Origin of the sequence: Leifsonia shinshuensis (genome assembly GCF_013410375.1) — a bacterium.
In the GTDB taxonomy this organism is placed as follows: Bacteria; Actinomycetota; Actinomycetes; order Actinomycetales; family Microbacteriaceae; genus Leifsonia; species Leifsonia shinshuensis.
The window spans coordinates 836,281-857,393 of sequence record NZ_JACCFL010000001.1 but is presented as its reverse complement, the minus strand read 5'-3'; the positions used below and the strand labels follow the sequence as shown (position 1 = coordinate 857,393).

The 21,113-nt window shown below is 70.5% G+C and carries 20 protein-coding genes; 10 read left to right on the top strand and 10 right to left on the bottom strand.

Annotation, left to right across the window (positions count from 1 at the left end; translation table 11 throughout):
* Positions 1-53: 53 nt before the first annotated feature.
* Entirely contained in the window at positions 54-2,060 is a 2,007-nt protein-coding gene (recQ, locus tag HNR13_RS04210) for a DNA helicase RecQ (protein ID WP_179604595.1), read from the bottom strand.
* Positions 2,061-2,110: 50 nt separating this feature from the next.
* Here recQ and HNR13_RS21830 point away from each other — a divergent pair, with 50 nt between their 5' ends.
* Genes HNR13_RS21830 through HNR13_RS04200 form a run of 3 tightly spaced genes read left to right on the top strand, consistent with a single transcriptional unit; the run spans position 2,111 to position 4,699 of the window.
* Complete coding sequence (locus HNR13_RS21830) at positions 2,111-2,239, top strand: hypothetical protein (RefSeq protein WP_281369271.1); 129 nt, start codon at positions 2,111-2,113, stop codon at positions 2,237-2,239.
* On the top strand, positions 2,239-3,084 hold the full coding sequence (locus HNR13_RS04205; protein WP_179604594.1) for an EamA family transporter: 846 nt from the start codon (positions 2,239-2,241) through the stop codon (positions 3,082-3,084). Before HNR13_RS21830 ends, HNR13_RS04205 begins: the two co-directional genes overlap by 1 nt.
* A 58-nt stretch (positions 3,085-3,142) precedes the next feature.
* A complete protein-coding gene (locus HNR13_RS04200) occupies positions 3,143-4,699 on the top strand; it encodes an amino acid permease (RefSeq protein WP_179604593.1) in 1,557 nt (518 codons plus the stop codon).
* Positions 4,700-4,737: 38 nt separating this feature from the next.
* Here HNR13_RS04200 and HNR13_RS04195 read toward each other — a convergent pair whose 3' ends face one another.
* The 3 genes from HNR13_RS04195 to HNR13_RS04185 form a co-directional block, all read right to left on the bottom strand.
* Positions 4,738-5,205 (bottom strand): MarR family winged helix-turn-helix transcriptional regulator, encoded by a 468-nt coding sequence (locus HNR13_RS04195; RefSeq protein ID WP_343063456.1) that lies wholly within the window; start codon positions 5,203-5,205, stop codon positions 4,738-4,740.
* The gene (locus tag HNR13_RS04190; protein WP_179604591.1) at positions 5,189-6,931 is read right to left on the bottom strand and encodes an MFS transporter; all 1,743 of its coding nucleotides are present in this window, start codon (positions 6,929-6,931) and stop codon (positions 5,189-5,191) included. Before HNR13_RS04190 ends, HNR13_RS04195 begins: the two co-directional genes overlap by 17 nt.
* A gap of 242 nt (positions 6,932-7,173) precedes the next feature.
* The gene (locus HNR13_RS04185; protein WP_179604590.1) at positions 7,174-7,662 is read right to left on the bottom strand and encodes a hypothetical protein; all 489 of its coding nucleotides are present in this window, start codon (positions 7,660-7,662) and stop codon (positions 7,174-7,176) included.
* An 80-nt stretch (positions 7,663-7,742) separates the two neighbouring features.
* Here HNR13_RS04185 and HNR13_RS04180 point away from each other — a divergent pair, with 80 nt between their 5' ends.
* On the top strand, positions 7,743-9,335 hold the full coding sequence (locus HNR13_RS04180) for a hypothetical protein (protein ID WP_179604589.1): 1,593 nt from the start codon (positions 7,743-7,745) through the stop codon (positions 9,333-9,335).
* 166 nt (positions 9,336-9,501) lie between these two features.
* Positions 9,502-10,101 carry a TMEM175 family protein gene (locus tag HNR13_RS04175; RefSeq protein WP_343063455.1) on the top strand — a complete coding sequence of 200 codons (600 nt, stop codon included), beginning with the start codon at positions 9,502-9,504 and terminating at the stop codon, positions 10,099-10,101.
* Between the two features lie 10 nt (positions 10,102-10,111).
* On the opposite strand, the gene HNR13_RS04170 is transcribed toward HNR13_RS04175, so the two are convergent.
* Positions 10,112-10,690 carry a helix-turn-helix domain-containing protein gene (locus HNR13_RS04170; RefSeq protein ID WP_179604588.1) on the bottom strand — a complete coding sequence of 193 codons (579 nt, stop codon included), beginning with the start codon at positions 10,688-10,690 and terminating at the stop codon, positions 10,112-10,114.
* 159 nt (positions 10,691-10,849) lie between these two features.
* Between HNR13_RS04170 and speB the strand changes: the two genes are divergently transcribed.
* Genes speB through HNR13_RS04150 form a run of 4 tightly spaced genes read left to right on the top strand, consistent with a single transcriptional unit; the run spans position 10,850 to position 14,533 of the window.
* Positions 10,850-11,839, top strand: coding sequence for an agmatinase (gene speB / locus HNR13_RS04165; protein WP_179604587.1), 990 nt, complete (start codon positions 10,850-10,852; stop codon positions 11,837-11,839).
* Between the two features lie 46 nt (positions 11,840-11,885).
* Positions 11,886-13,487, top strand: a complete 1,602-nt coding sequence (locus HNR13_RS04160) for a purine-cytosine permease family protein (RefSeq protein WP_179604586.1) — start codon at positions 11,886-11,888, stop codon at positions 13,485-13,487.
* On the top strand, positions 13,484-13,873 hold the full coding sequence (locus HNR13_RS04155; protein WP_179604585.1) for a nuclear transport factor 2 family protein: 390 nt from the start codon (positions 13,484-13,486) through the stop codon (positions 13,871-13,873). Before HNR13_RS04160 ends, HNR13_RS04155 begins: the two co-directional genes overlap by 4 nt.
* Positions 13,874-14,533, top strand: a complete 660-nt coding sequence (locus HNR13_RS04150; RefSeq protein WP_179604584.1) for a cyclase family protein — start codon at positions 13,874-13,876, stop codon at positions 14,531-14,533. It abuts the gene before it with no gap.
* A gap of 19 nt (positions 14,534-14,552) precedes the next feature.
* Here the strand turns inward: HNR13_RS04150 and HNR13_RS04145 are convergent, their stop codons facing one another.
* From HNR13_RS04145 to HNR13_RS04125, 5 genes are read right to left on the bottom strand one after another with little or no spacing between them, the layout of a single operon-like run.
* The gene (locus HNR13_RS04145; protein ID WP_179604583.1) at positions 14,553-15,545 is read right to left on the bottom strand and encodes an ROK family protein; all 993 of its coding nucleotides are present in this window, start codon (positions 15,543-15,545) and stop codon (positions 14,553-14,555) included.
* Positions 15,542-16,579, bottom strand: coding sequence for an SIS domain-containing protein (locus HNR13_RS04140; protein WP_179604582.1), 1,038 nt, complete (start codon positions 16,577-16,579; stop codon positions 15,542-15,544). The genes HNR13_RS04145 and HNR13_RS04140 overlap by 4 nt, the downstream gene beginning before the upstream one ends.
* Positions 16,580-16,590: 11 nt before the next feature.
* Entirely contained in the window at positions 16,591-18,120 is a 1,530-nt protein-coding gene (locus HNR13_RS04135; RefSeq protein ID WP_179604581.1) for a GMC family oxidoreductase, read from the bottom strand.
* Positions 18,121-18,133: 13 nt separating this feature from the next.
* Complete coding sequence (locus HNR13_RS04130; protein WP_179604580.1) at positions 18,134-18,892, bottom strand: DeoR/GlpR family DNA-binding transcription regulator; 759 nt, start codon at positions 18,890-18,892, stop codon at positions 18,134-18,136.
* A gap of 36 nt (positions 18,893-18,928) precedes the next feature.
* Positions 18,929-20,374, bottom strand: coding sequence for an APC family permease (locus tag HNR13_RS04125; protein WP_179604579.1), 1,446 nt, complete (start codon positions 20,372-20,374; stop codon positions 18,929-18,931).
* Between the two features lie 150 nt (positions 20,375-20,524).
* Here HNR13_RS04125 and HNR13_RS04120 point away from each other — a divergent pair, with 150 nt between their 5' ends.
* Complete coding sequence (locus tag HNR13_RS04120) at positions 20,525-21,088, top strand: Chromate resistance protein ChrB (RefSeq protein ID WP_179604578.1); 564 nt, start codon at positions 20,525-20,527, stop codon at positions 21,086-21,088.
* Positions 21,089-21,113: the final 25 nt, after the last annotated feature.

Genomic DNA, 21,113 nt, shown 5'->3' with positions numbered 1-21,113 from the left:
TTTTGCCGTGAGTGTGCGAGAACGACGCGGACGCGCCGGACTGACGGTCGGCCCTACCCCTCCCCCGCCACCACCTCCAGCAGTGCCTCCCCGTAGGTCTCCTTCTTCTTCGCGCCGATGCCGCTGATGCCGTCGAGTTCGGCCAGCGATGTCGGGCGGGCGGCGGCGACCGCGCGGAGGGTGGCGTCGCCGAAGACGATGTAGGCCGGGACGCCCTGCGTCTTCGCCTCGCCCGCGCGCCACGCGCGCAGCGCCTCGAACAGGCCGGCGTCGGCCGGCGCGAGGTCGGCCGCGGCGACGGAACGGCCGCCGCGGGAGGAGCGCGCCGCCCGCTCGGGCTCGCGGCGCAGGACGACCTCCCTGCCCCCGGACAGCACCTCGGCGCTCGCGGGCGTCAGGGTGAGCACGCCGTACTCGCCCTCGGGCTTCAGCAGCTCCTGCGCGATGAGCTGGCGGACGACGCCGCGCCACTGGCTCTCGCCGAGGTCCTCCCCGATGCCCCAGGTGGACAGCCGGTCGTGGCCGTACTGCTCGACGCGCGGGGTGCGCTTGGCGCGGAGGATGTCGATGAGGTGGCCGGCGCCGAAGCGCTGGTTGCGCTCGCGCTGCAGGCGGACGACCGTGGAGAGGAGCTTCTGGGCGGGGACGGTGCCGTCCCAGGTCTCCGGCGGGGTGAGGCAGGTGTCGCAGTTGCCGCAGGGCGTCGCGCGCTGGCCGAAGTAGTTGAGCAGGTTCACCCGGCGGCACTGCACGGTCTCGCACAGCGCGAGCATGGCGTCCAGGTGCTGGGTGAGGCGGCGGCGGTGCGCGAGGTCGCCGGGCGACTCGTCGATCATGCGGCGCTGCTGAACGACGTCCTGCAGCCCGTACGCCAGCCAGGTGGTCGACGGGAGGCCGTCGCGGCCCGCGCGGCCGGTCTCTTGGTAGTAGCCCTCGACCGACTTGGGGAGGTCGATGTGGGCGACGAACCGCACGTCCGGCTTGTCGATGCCCATGCCGAAGGCGATGGTCGCGACGACGATCACGCCGTCCTCGCGCAGGAAGCGCGCCTGGGTGCGTGCCCGCGTCTGGGCGTCGAGACCCGCGTGATAGGGGAGGGCGGTGAGACCGCGGCCGGACAGGAATTCGGCCGTGCGCTCCACCGAGTTGCGGGAGAGCGCGTAGACGATGCCGGCCTCGCCCGGGTGCTCGCCGGTGATGAAGTCGAGGAGCTGCTTGCGGACCTCCACCTTCGGCACGATCCGGTACTGGATGTTGGGCCGGTCGAAGTCGGAGACGAAGTGCTCGGCGTCCTGCAGGCGCAGCCGCTCGGTGAGCTCGCGGTGGGTCGCCTCGGTCGCCGTCGCGGTGAGCGCGATGCGCGGCACGTCGGGCCAGCGGTCCGCCAGCTCGGAGAGGGCCAGGTAGTCCGGGCGGAAGTCGTGGCCCCACTGCGAGACGCAGTGCGCCTCGTCGATCGCGAACAGCGCGACGCGGCCGCGCTCCAGGAAGCGCTTGGTGGCCTCGCTCGACAGCCGCTCCGGGGCGACGTAGAGGATGTCGAGCTCGCCGGCGAGGTAGTCGCGCTCGACCGCGGCGCGCTGGCCGGCGTCCTGCGTGGAGTTGAGGAAGGCCGCGCGCACGCCGACGGCGGTGAGGGCGTCGACCTGGTCCTGCATGAGGGCGATGAGCGGGGAGACGACGACGCCGGTGCCCTCACGGACCAGCGATGGGATCTGGTAGCAGAGCGACTTGCCGCCGCCGGTCGGCATCAGCACGACGGCGTCGCCGCCCGCGACGACGCGGTCGATGATGGCGGCCTGCTGCCCGCGGAAGGAGTCGTAGCCGAACACCGTGCGCAGCGCCTCGGCGGGCGAGGCGAACCGGGGCGGGGTCGCCCGCGGGGTCCGCGGTGCGGCGGCGGACGGACCGTCCGAGGGAGCCGCCGACGGCCCATCGGGGAGCGGCACGTCCGCGTACGGATCCTCGCCGAAGTCCGGCAGCGGGGGCTCGACGTCGAACGGCGGCTCGTCGAAGGGCGGCGCCTCCCGGTCGTCGGGCTCCCACGTGTTCCAGCTCATCCCTCGATCGTAACGACCGCCGCCGACCGCGGAGCCCGGACCGGGAAACCGTGGAGAACATCCCCGGGCAGCGGCCTGTGGAGGACGCCGGCCTCCGCTACGATCGCCCCATGCGGACGCACAGCACGCCGGCCCCCGGCGCCCGGATGCTCCGCGTCGACCGCTCGGCCCTCGGCTGATGCCGGCCGCGATCCTCGGCCTGCTCAGCGCTCTCGTCTACGGCTCGGCCGACTTCGTCGGAGGTGTCGCCGCGCGCGCGATCGGGCCGCTGCGCACCACCGCGCTCGGCGCCGTCGGCGGCCTGGCCCTGCTGCTGCTGGCGCTGCCGTTCGTCGGCGGCGTGTGGTCCGCCTCGGCGGTCGGCTGGGGCGCGGTCTCCGGAGCGGTGGGCTCCCTCGCGGTCGCGCTGCTCTACGCGTGCCTCGCCATCGGCCCGATGAGCATCCTGTCCCCGCTGACCGCGCTCGTCTCGGCGCTCGTGCCGATGGTCTGGGGACTCGTCGGCGGCGACCGGTTCGCCCCCATCGGCTACGTCGCGCTCGGACTGGCGCTGGTCGCCGTCGTCCTGGTCGGCTTCGTGCCGGAGCGCGGGGCGGTCCGGCCCAGCGCGCGGGCGCTCGGGATGGCGGTCGCCGCCGGCGCGCTCATCGGCGTCTTCCTCATCCTCCTGGACCAGACGCCCGCCGACTCCGGGCTCGTCCCCCTGGTCGCGAACCGCACCGTCAACGCGGCGATCATGTGGACGATCGTCGGCGTCCTGGCGCTCCGCGGCGCGACCAGGCGGCTCCCCCGCCGGGGCGCCCTGCTCGCGCTCGGCTCCGGCCTCCTGGACGCCTCGGCCAACGTGCTCATCCTGCTCGGCCTGCGGGCGGGCGACCTCACGACGATGTCGGTGCTCGTGGCGCTGTATCCCGCGGGCACGATCGTGCTGGCGGCGGTCGTCCTCCGGGAGCGGATCGCCCCCGTGCAGTGGGTCGGGCTCGTCCTCGCGGTGGTCGCCGCCGCCCTCCTCGCCGTCGCCTGACGCCGGACCGCCCCGCGGACACCGGGTACTGTGGTACGCCGGACCACGGGAGGCCCCGATGAGCACACCACAGCACGACCCCGCCGACGATCTGGAGAACCGCCGCGAGCACCTGGGCGACCTCTCGCAGGCGGTGCAGGACTTCTCCAGCGAGCAGGAGGGCTACCACAAGGCACTGTCGTCGCGGCAGCTCCAGATGATCGCCATCGGCGGCGCGATCGGCACCGGCCTCTTCCTCGGCGCGGGCGGCCGGCTCCAGCAGGGCGGCCCGCTCCTCGTGCTCGTCTACGCCGTCTGCGGGTTCTTCGCCTTCCTGGTGCTGCGCGCGCTCGGCGAGCTCGTGCTGCACCGGCCGTCGTCGGGGTCCTTCGTCTCGTATGCGCGCGAGTTCTACGGCGAGAAGATGGCCTACGTCGCCGGCTGGATGTACTTCCTCAACTGGGCGATGACCGCGATCGTGGACTCCACCGCGGTCGCGCTCTACGTGAAGTACTGGCAGCTGTTCTCCTCGGTCCCGCAGTGGCTGCTCGCGCTGATCGCGCTGGTGGTGGTCGTGAGCCTCAACCTGATCTCGGTGAAGGTGTTCGGCGAGATGGAGTTCTGGTTCGCGATCATCAAGGTGGGCGCCCTGGTGGCGTTCCTCGTCGTCGGCATCGTCGTGCTCTCGGCCGGCTGGCCGACCGATCAGGGTCCGACCGGGCTCGCGATGCTCGCGCAGAACGGCTGGCTGCTCCCGCACGGCGTCGCCACGATCGGGATGGCGATCGTGCTCGTGCAGGGCGTGGTCTTCGCCTACGCGGGCGTCGAGCTGGTCGGTATCGCGGCCGGCGAGACCGAGAACCCGGAGAAGATCATGCCGCGTGCGATCAACAGCGTGGTGTTCCGCATCGCGGTGTTCTACTGCGGTTCGGTGCTGCTGCTCGCGCTGCTGCTCCCGGCGAGCGTCTACAGCGGGAGCGAGAGCCCGTTCGTCACCTTCTTCAGCCACCTCGGCGGCCCGCAGCTCAGCGCAATCGTCGGCTCGGTGATGAACTTCGTCGTGCTCACCGCGGCGCTCTCCAGCCTCAATGCCGGCATGTACTCGACCGGCCGCATCCTGCACTCGATGGCGCAGACCGGCGCGGCCCCGGCTTTCACCGCCCGGATGAACGCGCGCGGCGTGCCGTACGGCGGCATCCTCCTGACCGCGTGCATCGGCGTCCTCGGCGTCTTCCTCAACCTGATCGTGCCCGCGGAGGCGTTCAACATCGTGCTGAACGTGGCCTCCCTCGGCATCGTCACGAGCTGGGCGATGATCATCCTCTGCCAGATGCAGCTGCGCCGCTGGGCGCTGCAGGGCAAGCTGGCGCGGCCGTCGTTCCGGCTGTTCGGGGCGCCGTTCACCGCGTATCTGACGCTCGCGTTCCTGGCGACCGTGATCGTGCTGATGGCGTTCGACTACCCGACGGGCACCTACACGGTCGCCTCGCTGGTCATCATCATCCCCCTGCTCATCCTCGGCTGGTACGCCCAGCGCTCCCGCATCCTGGCCATCGCCCAATCCCGCGAAGGCTACACCGGCGCCCACCCCGTCATCGCCGCCCGCCGCCCCCGCCAACCGCGCAACGAGAGGTGAGTAATCGCGGAAATCCGGGCCGGGATTTCCGCGATTGCTCACGTCTCGACGGCGGGGTGGGTTTGGGCGGCCTGCTCGAGGGCGGGGAGGGCCGCCTGGACGGCCGCCAGGTCCTCGGGGGACAGTTCGGCGAGGATCGCGGCCACGGCGCGCGCGCGGTCCGAGCGGGCCGCGAGCAGCAGGTCGTTGCCGGCCTGCGTGCCGGAGACGAAGAACGAGCGGCCGTCCGCCGGGTCGGGGCTGCGCTCGACGAGTCCTCGCGCCTCCAGGTCGGAGACCACGCGGGTGATCGTCGGCGCCGCCACGATCTCGATCGCGGCGATCTCGCTCGGCCGCAGCGGCCCGCGGCGCACGATCGTGGAGAGCGCCGAGAGCTGGCCGTGGCTGAGGCCTCCCGTTGCCGAGCGGATGCGGCGGTTCAGCCGCCCGACGGCCAGGGCCAGGCGGCCGGGGACATCGTCGTCACCGGTCGTCGGCCGTCCGGAATGGTCACGCTCGCCCTGCACCGACTTCCTCGCCTTCCACAAGGGCCGGCCGCGCGGCTGCGACGGCCTCCTCATGAACATACTTCGATCCGCCGAGGAACGAGGCGATCGCGCCGATGATCGACATGACCGCGGCGGCGATGAACACCACCACCAGGCCGTCGTGGAACGGTCCGGAGATGAGCTGCGGGAAGAACTCCTTGCCCGTCAGCGTCGCCGCGTCCACGTGCGGGGACTGCAGCAGGCCGGTCGGCCCGAGCAGGCTCGCGATCGGGTTGTAGCCGAGGAACGCCGCGAACAGGCTGCCGACCGGCGGGGTCGCGCCGATCTGCGCCGCCACGTTCTGCGGCACGCCGTGCGAGGTGAGCCCGGTGGTCAGCGCCGTCGGCAGCGCGACCGAGAGGCCCGCGATCATCAGCGAGAAGAAGATGCCGATGGAGAGCGAGCTTCCCGCGTTGAGGGCGACGCCCGCCATCCCGGAGGCCGAGCCGCGCTCGTTCGCCGGCACGCTGTTCATGATCGCCGTGCGGTTCGGCGACGAGAACAGGCCGGAGCCGATGCCGTTCAGGCCGGTCAGCAGTGCGAACTGCCAGTACTCGAAGTTCACCGGGATGAGCAGCAGGCCGACGAAGGTCGCCGCGACCAGCACGAGTCCGACGGTCGCGAACGCCCGCGACCCGAACCGGTCGGACAGCGCGCCGGAGATCGGCCCGGCGATGAGGAAGCCGATGGTGATCGGGAGCATGTAGATGCCGGCCCAGAGCGGCGTGGACTCGTAGCTGTAGCCGTGCAGCGGCAGCCAGATCCCCTGCAGCCAGATGATGAGCATGAACTGGAGACCGCCTCGCCCGATCGCCGCGAGGAAGCCCGCGAAGATGCCCGACGAGAACGCGCGGATCTTGAATAGCCGCATGTCGAACATCGGCGACGGCACCTTCAGTTCGATGACCACGAACGCGATCAGCAGCAGGATGCCGCCGATGATCGCGCCGAGCACCCACGGGTTGCCCCAGCCCTGCGAGCTGCCGCCGTACGGCTGGATGCCGTAGGTGATGCCGGTGAGGAGGGCGATCAGGCCGATCGCGAAGGTGACGTTGCCGAGCCAGTCGATCCTGCCGGGGTTCTTCTGGCCGACCTCGTGCAGCGACTTGTACGACCAGATGGTGCCGATGATCCCGAACGGGACGGACACGAAGAACACCGCGCGCCAGTCGATCTCGGCGAGCACGCCGCCGAGGATGAGGCCGATGAAGGAGCCGGCGATCGCGGCGACCTGGTTGAGGCCGAGTGCGAACCCGCGCTTGTTGGCCGGGAACGCGTCGGTCAGGATCGCGGTCGAGTTGGCGAACAGCATGGCGCCGCCGACGCCCTGGACGAACCGCCACGCGATCAGCCACATGGCGCCGGGTCCGCCCGAGAACGGGTCGAGGCAGAGCGCGATGGCCGCGACCGTGAAGATCACGAAGCCGAGGTTGTAGATCCGCACCCGGCCGTACTGGTCGCCCATGCGCCCGAACATCACGACGAGGACGGCGGTGACGAGCATGTAGCCCATCAGCATCCAGAGCAGGTACGAGACGTTGCCCGGCTCGAGCGGGTTCAGCTTGACGCCGGTGAAGATGGCGGGCAGCGAGATGATGACGATCGAGGAGTTGATCGTCGCCATGAGCATGCCGAGGGTGGTGTTGGAGAGCGCCACCCAGCGATAGTGCGGGTGATCCTTGCTGAAGATGCCGGTGCGGGCCAAGAGAGTCCTTCGTGCGTTTCGTGTCGTGTGTCGTGGGTCGCCGGCCCAGGCGGAGGGTGCACGCCGGGACGGGAAGCGCGTCGGCGCGCTGATGATTTATATGCGTTAACTATATATCCGGGTGGGTTGTTCCCGGAAGCGATAGCCCGAGCCGCTCGGCGATCGCGTGAACGCGTGCCTCCAGCGTGCTCTCCGACCTGCAGGGCTCAGAACTGCGAGCACTTTGCGCCGTCAGGAGACCATCAGTCCGCAGGGAGCGTGAAACCCGCGCCCGCGGCGGCGCAGTTCTGCCGCACCTCGTCGACAGCCCTGTTTGCATCGTTGCTTTCCGAGGGGGTGACGGTCGAGTCGTGATCGAGGTTGATCCGCTTTCCGACACGCGCGATGAGTGCCATGTCCCGCGCGATGGTCTCCCATCTCGCGTCCTCAGAAGCCGCTTGCCGCGCGATGGAAGCAGCCCTCTCCTGGTTCAGGAGCTTCGCCGCGACCTTCTGCTCGAAGGTCTTCCCGAACAGAATGCAGGCCCGTTGCCCGAGGCTCGCCGTCTCGTCGGGCGCCGGCGCCGTAGGGATCGCACTGGCAGGACCCGTCCGATGGGAACCCGCGGGACTCGGGGCCGGGGTACCCGCGGTGGCGCCCCCGAGATCTGGCGCGCAGCCCGTAAGGACGAGCACGCCAGCCACAAGAGCGGCAAACGGCAGCATCAGCACGGTCGGGTCGGGTCGCTTCATGGGTCGCGTACCTCATCCAGTCATGTCGTGATCACAGCGGAGCCGTCTCGGCGCGGCTGAAACTACAATATGCTATTTGTGTGAATCACCTGAGCATCAACGGTACCGTGACGCGGCGAAAGGCCTTCTGGGCCCGATTCGTTCTAGTGATGGGGGTTGTGGTCGCGGTGTGCAGCGGCGCTCTCACCACCTCCGCCCCAGCCGAGGCTGCCTGCGATATCGCGTGCGCGACCAGCAACCTTCCGAACACGCCCCAGGCCGCCGCCCGGGAACTCATGACGTACGCGTCCACAGGACAGCTGACGCAAGCCACGATCGTGCACGGGTCGATCATCAGCGACGAGATCGCGCCGCTCGCCAACAACACCCTCACCAACGCAAGCTGTCGCGTCGACAAGCGAACGATGCAGACCCTGATCGCGATCATCAGATTCACCGGAAGCGTACGGGTGACCGACCTCAACCGGCACTGTGCGAACGACGGCCAATACACATGCCCATCGTCTTCTCCGCACTGCGTGCTGAGCCTCGACAGCGACGGGCTCATGTCGTCGACGGCCATGGATATCGACGCGACGGGGCACGGCAAAGTCGACGGATACAACAACACCGCGACATCGAATCTTCGCAACCTCATGAAGGCCCTGGTGCCGCGTGTCAACGCCGCAGGCTTCTCACCTTCCGGCGCCAACATGGGCCAGAACAACTGCAGCACCGTCAATCTGGACTCGCCCTACTTCAATGCGTTCAACGACAGCTGCAACCATCAGCACGCCGATTTCCGCGGAAACAGCCGGAGTCTCAACGTCCCGACAAGCGAGAGCTCCCCGTCGGTTGTGAATGTGCGTGCTGGTGGGTCGGTGTGGGGCAAGTCGGGGTTGAACACCGACTGGGTCCAGCTGACCGATGACGGCGAATACGTCGCTGTCGCCACCTCGCCCGGCTCCGGTCATCCGCTCTTCGGTGCCCTCTCGGCCACCGGGGCACTGAAGGCCAAGACCGGCCTGAACGGGACCTGGATGAACCTCTGGCCATCGGGAGTGCGCTCGTTCGCAATGGACAGCTACTCCGACAACGGCGTCCTGGTCGCCGCCGTCATGGAGGACGGAACCCTGAAAGCGAAAGAAGGACTCAACACCGACTGGGTCCCCCTCGAACACAACGTCCAACAGGTCGCCGTCGCGATCGACCCGGTCAACGGACCACACATCATCGCCCTCTTCAACGACGGAACCGTCCGCGTCAAAACCAACCTCCGCACCGACTGGGTCACCGCCTTCTTCCCCACCCCCGCCGCCGCGGTCACGGTCGCCAGCGACACCGCCCACGGCCCGACCTTCGCCGTCATCAACACCGCAGGCACCGCGTTCGCCAAAACCGGAATCAACGAACGATGGATCAACATCGAGGACGCCGTGACCCAGCTCGCCGTCACCTCCGACACCGCCAACGGACCCTCCCTCGCCGTGCTCCGCACCGGAGGCGAACTCAAAGCCAAAACCGGAATCAACACCAACTGGATCCAACTCGACACCGCAATCACCAGCATGGGACTCGCCAACGGCCAAACCGTCCTCGCCAACAAAGCAGGAACCCTCCGAGCCAAAACCGGCTACAACACCAACTGGTTCACCCTCGACACCACCACAAAAACCGCAAGCGTGGGGAGGTAGGACCGGAGAGAACGTCCCGGAAGTCGGTGCCGATATCCCGACGAGCCCGGGGCGCGCGGACGGCACATCGCGGCGGCGCCGAGGTCCAGCACTCCCGCGTCATCGGTTGACAGCCGCCACCCCGCCTGGCTTAGATGAGCCACTGAGCGAGCCCAGAGGAGGAACCGTGTCGAAAGCGAGGCTCGAGGCGTTCAGCGACGGGGTGCTCGCCGTCGCGATCACCCTCCTGGTGCTCGACCTCCACCTCGCACCGGGAAACGGAACGAGCCTGCTGGCCCAGGTGGCGGCCGCCTGGCCGTCGTTCGCCGCGTACGTCGTCAGCTTCCTCGTGATCGGGGTCATCTGGGTCAACCACCACTCCGTCCTGCGGCTCGTGGTCACCGTCGACCGGCTCCTCTTGTTCTGGAACCTCATCCTGCTGATGTTCGTCACCGCGATCCCCTTCACCACGGCCACGCTGTCGGCGGCGCTCGCGGACGGCAGCGCCGCGGACGTGCGTGTGGCGGCGGTGCTGTACGGCGGCGTGTCGACCGGGTTCGCGGTCGCCTTCACGCTGCTCTTCGGCCGGGTCACGCTCATCGAGGTGCGCGAGGGCCGGCTCGATCCGCGCGAGCGCAGGGGGGCGCTTCGTCGGTTCGGGGCGGGTACGGTGTTCTACCCGCTGCTGACGATCATCGGCATCGTCTACGCCCCGGCGATGCTGGTCGGGTTCACCGCGCTGAGCGTGTACTACCTCTTCAATCAGACCGGCGCAGCGGAGGCTTAGCGCACGGGCGTCACGCGCTCCAGAGCGCCGGCACCAGCACCCACAGCACCTCGGCGCCGTCATCGCTGAGCACACGCCAGCTGTGCGGCTCGTGGCCGCTGAAGGTGAGGCTGTCGCCCGGGCCGAGCCGCCACTCGCGGTCGGAGAAGCGGACCTCGATCTCGCCGCGGAGGACGTGCAGTACGTCCACGTCCGCCGCCACCGCGTAGAGCTCCTCGCCGCCGTGGCCGCCGGACTGGATGACCGAGCGGATCACCTGCACGCGCGACTCGGAACGCGGCGACAGCAGCCGCTCCTCGGTGTCGACGCCGCCGAGGTTGACCTTCGCGCCGGTGCCGGCCGGGACCAGCTGCACCTCCGGCTCCTCGAACAGCGAGCCGACCGGGATGGAGAGCACGTCGCACAGGCTGATCAGCGAGCTCACGCTCGGGGAGGTCATGTCGCGCTCGACCCGCGACAGGAACCCCTTGGTCAGGCCGGTGATCCGCGCCACCTCGTCGATCGTCAGCTGCTGCGCCCGCCGCGCCGCGCGCAGCCGGGGGCCGATCGCCACGCGGCGGTCGGCGGGTTCGAGGGGCATCGGGCGCATGGGTCCACGGTAGCCGTTCCGCCCGCCCGCGCTCTCGAATCCCGCGAGCGCGTTGACGGAGGACGGATCGCGTTGTAGCCTCTCATGCAACAAAGGTTCCATAACAGGCAACCCGAATCGCACCAGCACCACCCGTCAGTACCGCACCAAGGAGGTTGCATGCCGCAGAACGTCGGCCCCATCGACTCGTCGCGCACACCCCGCTACGCCGGCCGGGACGGCTTCGCCCGGCTCCCGCGGCTCGACCAGGTGGGCCGCGCCGACATCGTCGTAGCGGGCGTCCCGTTCGACACCGGCGTCTCCTACCGGCCGGGCGCGCGCTTCGGCCCGAACCACATCCGCGAGGCCTCCCGCCTGCTGCGCCCCTACAACCCGGCGCTCGACGTCTCCCCGTTCGAGCTCACCCAGGTGGCCGACGCCGGCGACATCGCGGTCAACCCGTTCGACATCGCGGAGGCGATCGAGACCGTCCAGTCGGCGGCGTACGACCTGACCGCCGACGGGACGCGCCTCGTCACTCTCGGCGGCGACCACACCATCTCGCTCCCGCTGCTCCGCGCCGCCGCCGAGCGCCACGGGCCGGTCGCGCTGCTGCACTTCGACGCGCACCTGGACACCTGGGACACCTACTTCGGCGCGGAGTTCACGCACGGCACGCCCTTCCGCCGCGCGTTCGAGGAGGGCATCCTCGACACCGAGGCGCTCAGCCACGTCGGCACCCGCGGCCCGCTCTACGGCAAGAAGGACCTCGACGACGACCACCGCTTCGGCTTCGGCATCGTCACCAGCGCCGACGTCTACCGGCAGGGCGTGGACGAGGTCGTCGCCAAGCTCCGCGACCGGATCGGCGACCGCCCCCTCTACATCTCCATCGACGTGGACGTCATGGACCCGGCCCACGCTCCGGGCACCGGCACCCCGGAGGCCGGCGGCGTCACCAGCCGGGAGCTGCTGGAGATCATCCGCGGCTTCGTGGGTCTCAACCTGATCGGCGCAGACGTCGTGGAGGTCGCGCCCGCCTACGACCACGCCGAGCTCACCGGCGTGGCCGCCTCCCACCTCGCCTACGACCTGGTGTCGCTGCTCGCGCTGCGGCACAGGGAGACCTCGGCCGGGCAGCCGGCCGACGCCTCCGCCCTCTCCCGCTGAGAACACCCCCACCCGATTCCGCCACCCGCCCCCGAAGGGAACCCGCATGTCCGACGACGACGTCACCGCTGCCCTCAACCCGCGCCCCAGGATCACGGAAGTGGAGGCCCACGGGATCGACACGATCCCGGACGCCGACCGCACCTCGAACTGGCTCGACCTGGCCCGCATCCAGTTCGGCGGTGTGAACACGTTCGCCACCATCCTGCTCGGCACCTTCCCCATCGCCCTCGGGCTGTCGTTCTGGCAGGCCGTGGCCGCCACGGTGCTCGGCGTCGCCGTCGGCATCGCGTTCCTGGCGCCGATGGCACTGTTCGGCCCGAAGACCGGCACCAACAACGCCGTCTCCTCCGGCGCGCTGTTCGGCGTCCGCGGCCGGATCGTCGGCTCTTTCCTGTCGCTGCTCACCGCGATCGCGTTCTACTCGATCTCCGTGTGGGTGTCCGGCGACGCGATCGTCGGCGCGCTGACCCGGCTCGCCGGGGTGCCCGACTCGGTCGGGCTGCGGCTGGGGATCTACGCGGTCATCGGCCTGATCGTGATCGTCGTGGTGATCTACGGCTTCCAGTTCATGCTGCTGGTCAACAAGATCGCCGTCTTCGCCAACACGGCGCTGATCCTGCTCGCCATCGTGGCCTACTCCGGCGTCTTCAACGCCGGCTACGACCCCGGACCCAAGGCGCTCGCGATCGGCGGGGCGTTCTGGCCGACCTTCATCGCCGCGGCGCTCATCGTGATGGCCAACCCGATCTCTTTCGGCGCGTTCCTCGGCGACTGGTCCCGCTACATCCCGCGGGCGACCAAGCCGCGCAAGCTGATCGGCGCGACCATCCTCGGCCAGGGCCTCGGACTCATCCCGCTGCTGTTCGGCGTCGCCACCGCGACCCTCGTCTTCGGCAAGTCGGACTACGTCGTCTCGCTCATCCACGTCTCGCCGCTCTGGTACGCGCTGCTGCTGCTCGTGGTGGCCTTCATCGGCGGTCTGTCGACCGGCACGACGTCGCTCTACGGCACCGGGCTGGACTTCTCGTCGGTCGTGCCGCGGTTCAGCCGGGTGCAGGCGACGATCTTCATCGGGACCATCGCATTCCTCTTCATCCTGGTCGGCCGTCTGGTGTTCGACCTGCTCGGGACCGTGAACGCCTTCGTCGGCGCGATCGTGGTCACGACGACGCCGTGGATGGTCATCATGACCATCGGCTACGTCGTGCGCCGCGGCTTCTACGACCCGTCGGACCTGCAGGTGTTCAACCGCGGCGAGACCGGCGGCCGGTACTGGTTCGCCGCCGGCGTGAACTGGCGCGGGATGACGGCGTGGATCGTCGCCGCTGTGGTGGGCCTGCTGTTCGCGAACTACCCGCCGATCATCGTCGGACCGTTCAGCGACCTCGCCGGCGGCATCGACCTGAGCCTGCTGTCGAGCGTCGTCGTAGCCGGCGTCCTCTACGGCGTGCTGCTGGCGATCTTCCCGGAGCCGCGGTACGTGTTCGGGCCGGACGGCCCCCGCGGGGTGCGCTCCGCGGACGCGACCGTGCCGCCCATCCACCTGGACGAGCGCTCGGCGGCCGCCCGCGCCCACGCGTCGCGGCGGGCGAAGGCCCAGCTGCTGGAGTCCCGCACCATCGAGGCGCCGGAGGCCGGGGCATGAGCGAGCAGGACGTCCTCGCCGCCGTCGACCGCATCATCGACGACTTCGGCCGCCACCGCCGCGACGCCTACTTCGCGGGCTTCGCCGACGACGCCACCTTCGTCCTGCACACGCACCCGGTCCGCCTGGAGTCGCGCGCCGAATACGAGGCGGCGTGGGACGACTGGGAGCGCGACGGCTTCCGCGTGCTCGGCTGCCGCTCGACCGGGCGCCGCGTGCAGTTCGCGGGCGACGACGTCGCGATCTTCACGCACGACGTCGAGACCGAACTCGCCGACGGCGACGGCAGCACGACCGTGCGGGAACGCGAGACCATCGTCATGCAGCGCCGCGACGGCGCCTGGATCTGCGTGCACGAGCACCTGTCCCCGCGGGAGGAGGCCTAGATGCGGGTGGTCGACCTGAGCCATCCCCTCCGCGGCGGGATGACGGTCTTCCCCGGCGACCCGGAGGTCCGCGTGGAACCGGCCGTGACGATCGCGGAGGCCGGAGTGAGCGTGCTGAGCCTGGAGCTGGGCAGCCACACCGGCACACACGTGGACGCGCCGTCGCACACCGTCGAGGGCGGGGCGACGATCGACGCCGTCGATCTCGGCCGGCTGATCGGGCCGGCGCTCGTGGTGGACGTGAACGGCCTCCCGCCGCGGACGCGGATCCGGGCGGAGGACGTGCGCGACGCTCTCCGGGAGGTCGAGCCGGGGACCATCGTGCTGTTCCGCACGGGCTGGTCGGCGCTGTTCGACGAGCCGGGATACCTCGACCACCCGTTCCTGGACGCCGGGGTCGCCTCGGCGCTGCTCGATGCGGGCGTCACCGTGGTCGGCGTCGACGCGCTCAACCCGGACGAGACGCCACGCGACGACCCGGCCCCGAGCCTCCCGTTCCACGACGTCTTCCTCGGCGCGGGCGGGCTCATCATCGAGAACCTGACCGGGCTCGACCGGATCACGGCGAGCGCGCCGCAGTTCGTGGGGCTGCCGCTGCCGATCGCGGGCAGAGACGGGGCGCCGCTGCGGGCGGTGGTGGTGGAGGACGACGCGGAGTAACAGAGGAGCGGGAGCGCACCTACCGCCCACGGCCGAGCATGAGCCACGAGCTGCGGTCCGGGCGCCGGGACCCGAGGATCGCCGCCCCGAGGGCGCCGCCGAGGTCGCCGAGCTCCGACACCCGCACCGGCGGCGTCGCGGAGTACGTCGCGACCTCGCCCAGCCGCGCGAGGAGCGCGGGAGCGTACGCGGCGAAGTAGGAAGCCGCGCTGCCACCGAGCACGACGCCCGCTGAGCGGTGCACGGTGAGCAGATCCAGGAGGCCGTCGGCGATCCCGCTGCCGTAGTCGTCGAACAGCGCCGCAGCGGCCGCGTCTCCGTCGAGAGCGCGGTCGAACACCGTCCGGATGTCCTGCGGGCCTCCGCTCGGCCGGGCGAGCAGCGCGCTCGCCGAGCGCTGCAACGCCGTGCGCGACCCGACCTGCTCGAAGCACGCGCTCCGGCCGCAGTAACAGGGCGCCGTCCGGCCGGACAGGCTGAGGTGACCGGCTTCCGGGTGGACACCGTCGGCGCCGCGGACCGGTCCGCCTTCCACCAGCGCGGCCACGCCGACGCCGGTGCCGAGGGTCAGCATGAGCACGCTCCGGAACGGCCGGCCGGCGCCCGCGACCGCCTCCCCGATGGCGGCCGTCACAGCGTCGTTGTCGACTGCGACGGGCGCGCCGAAGGCGGCGGCGAGCGCCCCGGCGAGGTCGACGCCCGTGAAGGCGGGGAGGGTGTCGTCGTTCCGGATGACGCCGTCCGCGTCGATCGGCCCGCTCGCGCCGATCCCGATCGAGCGGACGTTCGCCTCTCCGGCGAGCGAGGCGACCCGCTCCACCAGGAAGTCGACCGCGGCGTCCGCGGGGACCGCGCCGGGCGTCGGGACGACCAGCTGCGCGACGGTGTCGCCGTAGCCGTCGAGAGCGACCAGCCTGGTCCCGGTACCGCCGAGGTCCACCCCGATCGCGATATCGGATCCGCGCCCTGACGCGTCCACGCTCGCGGCTTCCGCGCTCACGTCCTCGCTCACAGCGTCGTCGTCACCTTGCTGCCGAACGCGAACGCGCCGGGCACGACACCGTTCGTGCGCGCCAGGTCGACGGCGACGAGCTCGGCCACGACTGCTCCCGTCGCGAGGCGGGCCAGCGACGGCCCGTCAGGCGTTCGGACGATCGTCGCACCGTCGACACGGAGGTCGCCGACGACGACCACGTGCGCGCCGCTGTCCACGAGGTCGGCGGCCAGCCGGGCGGTGCTCTCGTCGGCGTCGGCCTCGTAGGCGCCGTACAGGAACGCCGTCATCCCGGGTCCGGCGAGCTCGAACGGTCCGTGCCGGAACTGGCCACCGACGTAGGCCTCGATGGCGACCTTCGACGACTCCTTCGTGATAAGCCCGGCGAGTAGGGCGGTCGCGGCGTCGTCGCGCTTGGCGACGGCCGCCAGCCGTGGGCGCGCGGGCTCCAGCACGCGGGCTGCGAGGCCGGCGTCTATTTCGCGCCCGAGCTGGGCCTCGACGGCGTCGGCCGCCGCGGCGATCTCACCCTCCACGGTTGCCGGCTCCTCGCCGGCGAGCACGGCGGCGAGGCGGCGGTGCACGGCCAGGGTGTTGAGGTAGCTCTTCGTGCTCACCGTCGCCTCGTCCCCGCTGAGGAGCGGAAGGTAAACGTCGGACTGGAGCGCGAGCGGGCTGGCGGCGTCAGCGGCGATCCCGACCACGGCGCCGGTACGGAGCCGACCGGAGTCCAGCCGGTCGAGCAGCTCGACCACCTCACCGCTGGCGCCGGACTGCGAGGTCGCGACGAGCAGCGTGCCGGGCGTCAGGAGCCCCGGCGCGTCGAGCAGCTCCCCGGCGTCGACGCGCCAGGCGTCGTGGCCGGCGCTGACCGCGCTGCGCCAGGTCGGGATGCTCGCGAAGTGCGAGCTGCCCATGCCGGTGAACACGATCCGGTCCCAGCGGCGTCCGCCGAGGGCGGCGAGCTCCGGCGCCGGGCCCGCCGTCACGAGTCGGCGCAGGGCGGCGGGCTGCTCCAGGATGTCCTCTTCGAAGGGGGTGAGCGTCGTCATGATCGGTCTCCTCAGCGCGCGTCCGCGGTCGTGCCCGCGGCGTCGAGGACGCGCGCGCCGAGCAGGCGGTTCGCGACGTTCACCCCGATCATCGCGGTCGGCAGGTTGATGTTGCCCCGGGTGATCGTCGGCATGATCGACGCGTCCGCGACGTAGAGCCCGGTCACCCCGTGCACAGCACCGTCGTTGTCGACCACCGCGAGCGGGTCGGTGGACGGCCCCATCTTGCAGGTGCCCGCCGGATGGCAGTAATTGACGATGTCGTCCAGCGGGTCGGCCTTCCCGACGCGCTCGCCGAGCACCTCGGCCAGCCCCGGCTGCGACACCATCGACTCGAGCAGGTCCAGCGCCTCGCGCAGGACGGTGCGGTCGTGGCCGTCGGGATCCGTCCCGTAACGGTGGTCGATCACCGGTTCGGTGACATCGAGGCCGAGGCCGAGCGTGACGCTGCCCTCGGAGCGGGCGCGCATCGCCCCGCCGTAAAGGGTGATCGGCGGCAGCCCGGGGTGGCCACTGTTGGCGCCGGCGACCATGAACACGTGGATGTCGTAGGGGCCGTCGTCGCAGACGCTGGAGCGGGCGCGGCCGACAGTCTGCTCATCCGGGTTCCAGTCCAGCGCGGCGAGCTCGTCGACAAGGCCGGGGCGGCCGGCGAAGTCGAGTTGCACGCACTCATGATCGAGCAGGTGCTTGCCGACGCCGGGCACGTCGGCGACCACCGGTATGCCGAGCGCCGTCAGCTCGGCCGCTGGACCGACGCCCGAGCGCAGCAGAATCGCGGGCGAGTGGTAGGCGCCGGCGGCGAGCACGACCCGCCCCGCGTCGATGTGGGCGACGCCGGACGCGTGCGTGACGAACGCTCCGGTGACCCGCGTGCCGTCGAAGCTGAGTCCGGTGACGGCCACGCCTCCCGCGATGGTCAGGTTGGGGCGGTCGCGCACCGGGTCCAGGAAGGCGAAGGCACTGTTCCAGCGCACGCCGTCCGAGATGTTGACCGGCATCGGGCCGATCCCCTCCGCGGCCTCCAGGTCGTCCAGGTCGTCGGCGAACGGAAGGCCCGCCGCCACCCCCGCCTCCACGAATGCGCGCTGCGGCGGCGTGAGCTCCGGCATCGTGTAGCGGCGGACGCGGAAGCGCTCCCGGACCGCGTCGAGCAGCGGAGCGACCTCGTCGGCCGACCAGCCCGGGTTGCCGAGCCCGGCCCACTCGTCGTACTCGAACCGCGCCCCGACCGAGGCGGTGCAGCCGTTGTGCGCCGAGCAGCCGCCGATGATCCGGGCACGCGGAAGATCGAGCGCCCCCTCGCCGGACGACCGGGCGGTCCGGAGGTCGTAGTCGTGCGACAGCGGGATCGAGCGCGCGTCGAGCATGTCGGCCGGCCATGCGCTCCGGTCGAACGCCCCGTAGTCGGGGCCGGCCTCCACCAGGAGGACGGTCTCGTCGCTGTGCGCGGCGAGGGTCCCCGCGAACGCGGCGCCCCCGGTGCCGCCGCCGATGACGAGGGTATCGACGCGGGTGGGAAGGGATGGTGTGGTGTTCATGGTGTTCCTTGGGTCAGGCGATCAGCAGCTCGGTGCCGGACACCGAGAAGTCGCGCTTCTGTTCTGAGCTGATCGCCGCGTCGGTGACGACGGCGGCGACCTGGTCGAGGCCGCAGATGCGGGCGAACGCCTCGCGGCCGAACTTGGAGGAGTCGACGGCGGCGATGGTCCGTCGTGACGCGGCGAGGCTGGCGCGCTTGATCGCGGCGTCCTCGAGATTCCACTCGGTGAACCCGGCGGCGGCGTCGACGGCGGAGGCCGTCATCACGTAGAGGTCGTAGCGGAAGTTCTGCAGCGCACGTTCCGCCTCGGAGCCGACAATGCTCGACTCGCCCGTCCGGATGAGCCCGCCCGGGATCATGACGCGGGTGGCGGACTCCGCGGAGAGAATGTCGGCGACGCGGAGGTTCAGGGCGCACACCGTGATGTTCCTGCCCACGAGCTCCTCCGCGATGGCCAGGCCGGTCGTCCCGCCGTCGAGGATGACGGTCTGGCCGTCGAGCACCTGCTTGGCGACGGCGATGGCGATCTGCCGCTTCGCCTCGCTGTTGGTGCGCGAGCGCAGACCGAACGGCGGCTCGAAGCTCCCGCTCGCCGCAGGCGCGGCCCCGCCGTGGGTGCGGACGACGACGCCGGCGGCGGCGAGCTGGTTGAGGTCGCGGCGGATGGTCATCTCCGACACGTCGAACCGGGCGCTGAGCTCCGCGATCGTGGCCTCGCCGCGGCGGGCGAGCTGCTCGAGGATCTGCTGCTGGCGGGTTTCGGCGTTCATCGTGGTCTCCTGAGGCTCTGGTGGTGCGGTCCGGGATCAGTCAACCTCAGGCAACTCCCCTGCGCGTGCCATCCAGGCCCGATTCCCCGGACGCAGGTTGCGGCCGATCAGGACGGCAAGGCCGATGACCACGTAGAGGACGGCGATGAACGGTGCCAGCAGCACCGGGAAGTCCGGGAGCGGAACGATGCTGTAGTAGGCGATCAGCAGTAGCGCGACCGTGGACACGATCGGCGCGACCACGTACGCCCAGACGCTGAACTCGTCGGGGTGGTGCCGCCGGAAGAAGAGGAACGCGGCGACGTTCATCAGGATGAAGATCGGGATGTAGACGAAGGTCCCCGCGGTCCCGAGCAGGTTGAAGAGGTTGTACGGGCCGAGCGGGAGACCGACGGCGAGGCAGACCACCACCGCGACGATCGACTGCACGTAGACCGCGACGACCGGCGTGCGGTGCTTCCGCTGAACGGTCGCGAGCACGGACGGGAGGGCACCGGTGCGGGCGATCCCGAAGATCGTGCGGGTCGCGCTGGTGGTGCAGGCGATGCAGACGCCGAGGCCGGAGTTGACGAGTGCGATCAGGATGATGATCGAAGCGCCGTCGAACAGGCGGTCAGCGAGCACGAACGCCGGAGCGGTGGGCGACGACGCGAGCTTGCCGAGGTCGCTGGTGCCCCAGCCGATCTGCAGGCCCCAGGCGGTGACGACGTAGAAGATGCCGATGAGGGTGAGCGAGCCGATGATCGCCTTGGGCACGATCCGCTTCGGGTCGCGCGACTCCTCGCCGACGGCGGCGGCGCTCTCGAAGCCGGTGAACGCGAAGATCGAGAGGACGATCGCGAGGAAGAAGCCGGAGCCGTCGGTGATGTTGGCCGGGTTGAAACCCTTTAGGTTCACGCCGCCGGGGCCGGGGTGGATGAGGCCGGAAAGCGCTAGCCCGAGTCCGACGACCATCTCGAAGCAGGTCATCACGACGAGGAACTTGATCGAGATGACGATCCCGCGGTAGGCGCACGCGAAGCAGATCGCGAGGATGACGACCGCATAGACCCACCACGGCACGTCGAACCCGTACTTGCCGGACAGCTCGTCCTGGAGCACGGCGCCGGTGAAGGCGGCGAGCGCGGCGGGGACGACGGTGACCATGATCGCGTAGAGCCAGCCGGTCATGAATCCGGCCTTCGGGCCGATCCCCGCCGAGACGTAGGTGTAGAAGCCGCCGGCGGAGGGGAGGTGGCGGGCGAGCCCGCGCATCGGCACCGCGATGATGAGGCAGACGAGGAAGGCCGCGAGGTAGGTCAGCGGAGCGGTGACACCGGCCTGGCCGGTCGTGAAGGCGATCGTGTAGAAGATGCCGAGGGTCGGCGAGATCTGGGCGATCGACTGCATCAGGGTGCCGCCGAGCCCGATGGAGCCTCGGTTGAGACCGGAGGGGAGATCGGGCTCCTCCACCGTCGAGGCTTCGTACTGGGTTGCTGACATGTGCGCTCTCCTTTGAACCGGGTGACCACACTGTAACACACATGGTGTTCATTCGCACACACTCAATGTTCGAATGAACAGCTTCTGTGCGAGTCGCGGTGCACCGCGCTGCAGGCCCACCGCGTGCCGCCCGCCTCCTAGGATTGGTGGATGACCGACGACGCCGAGACCGCCGAACGCCCCGGGACGGCGTGGAACGTGCTCGTCTACCGGGTCCCCTCCGAGCCGACCCGGCTGCGGGCGACGGTGTGGCGCCGGCTGAAGGCGCTCGGCGCGATCTACCTGCAGAACTCGGTCGCCGCCCTTCCCGACGACGTCGCGAGCGAGCGGGCGCTGCGCAAGCTGCGGCACGAGATCCTGGAGCTCGGCGGCACGGCCGCCCTTCTCCGCTCGGAGGTTCTCGCGGGTGACGCCGGCATCGTCTCGGCGTTCCAGGACGCCCGCACCGACGAGTACGAGGAGATCATCGACCGGTGCCAGGGCTTCCTGCGCGAGCTCGAGAAGGAGTACACGGAGTCGCACTTCAGCTACGCCGAGTTGGAGGAGAACGAGGTCGACTACACCAAGCTCGTCAACTGGCTGGAGAAGGTGCAGACCCGCGACCGCTTCGGGGCGCCGAAGCGCGCCGAGGCGGAGGAGGCCGTGGCGTCGTGCGCCACAGCGCTGGAGGAGTACGCGGCCCGCGTATACGCGGAGGAGCCGGAGGGGCACTGATCCCCCCGGGCGCGCGCTCCGACGG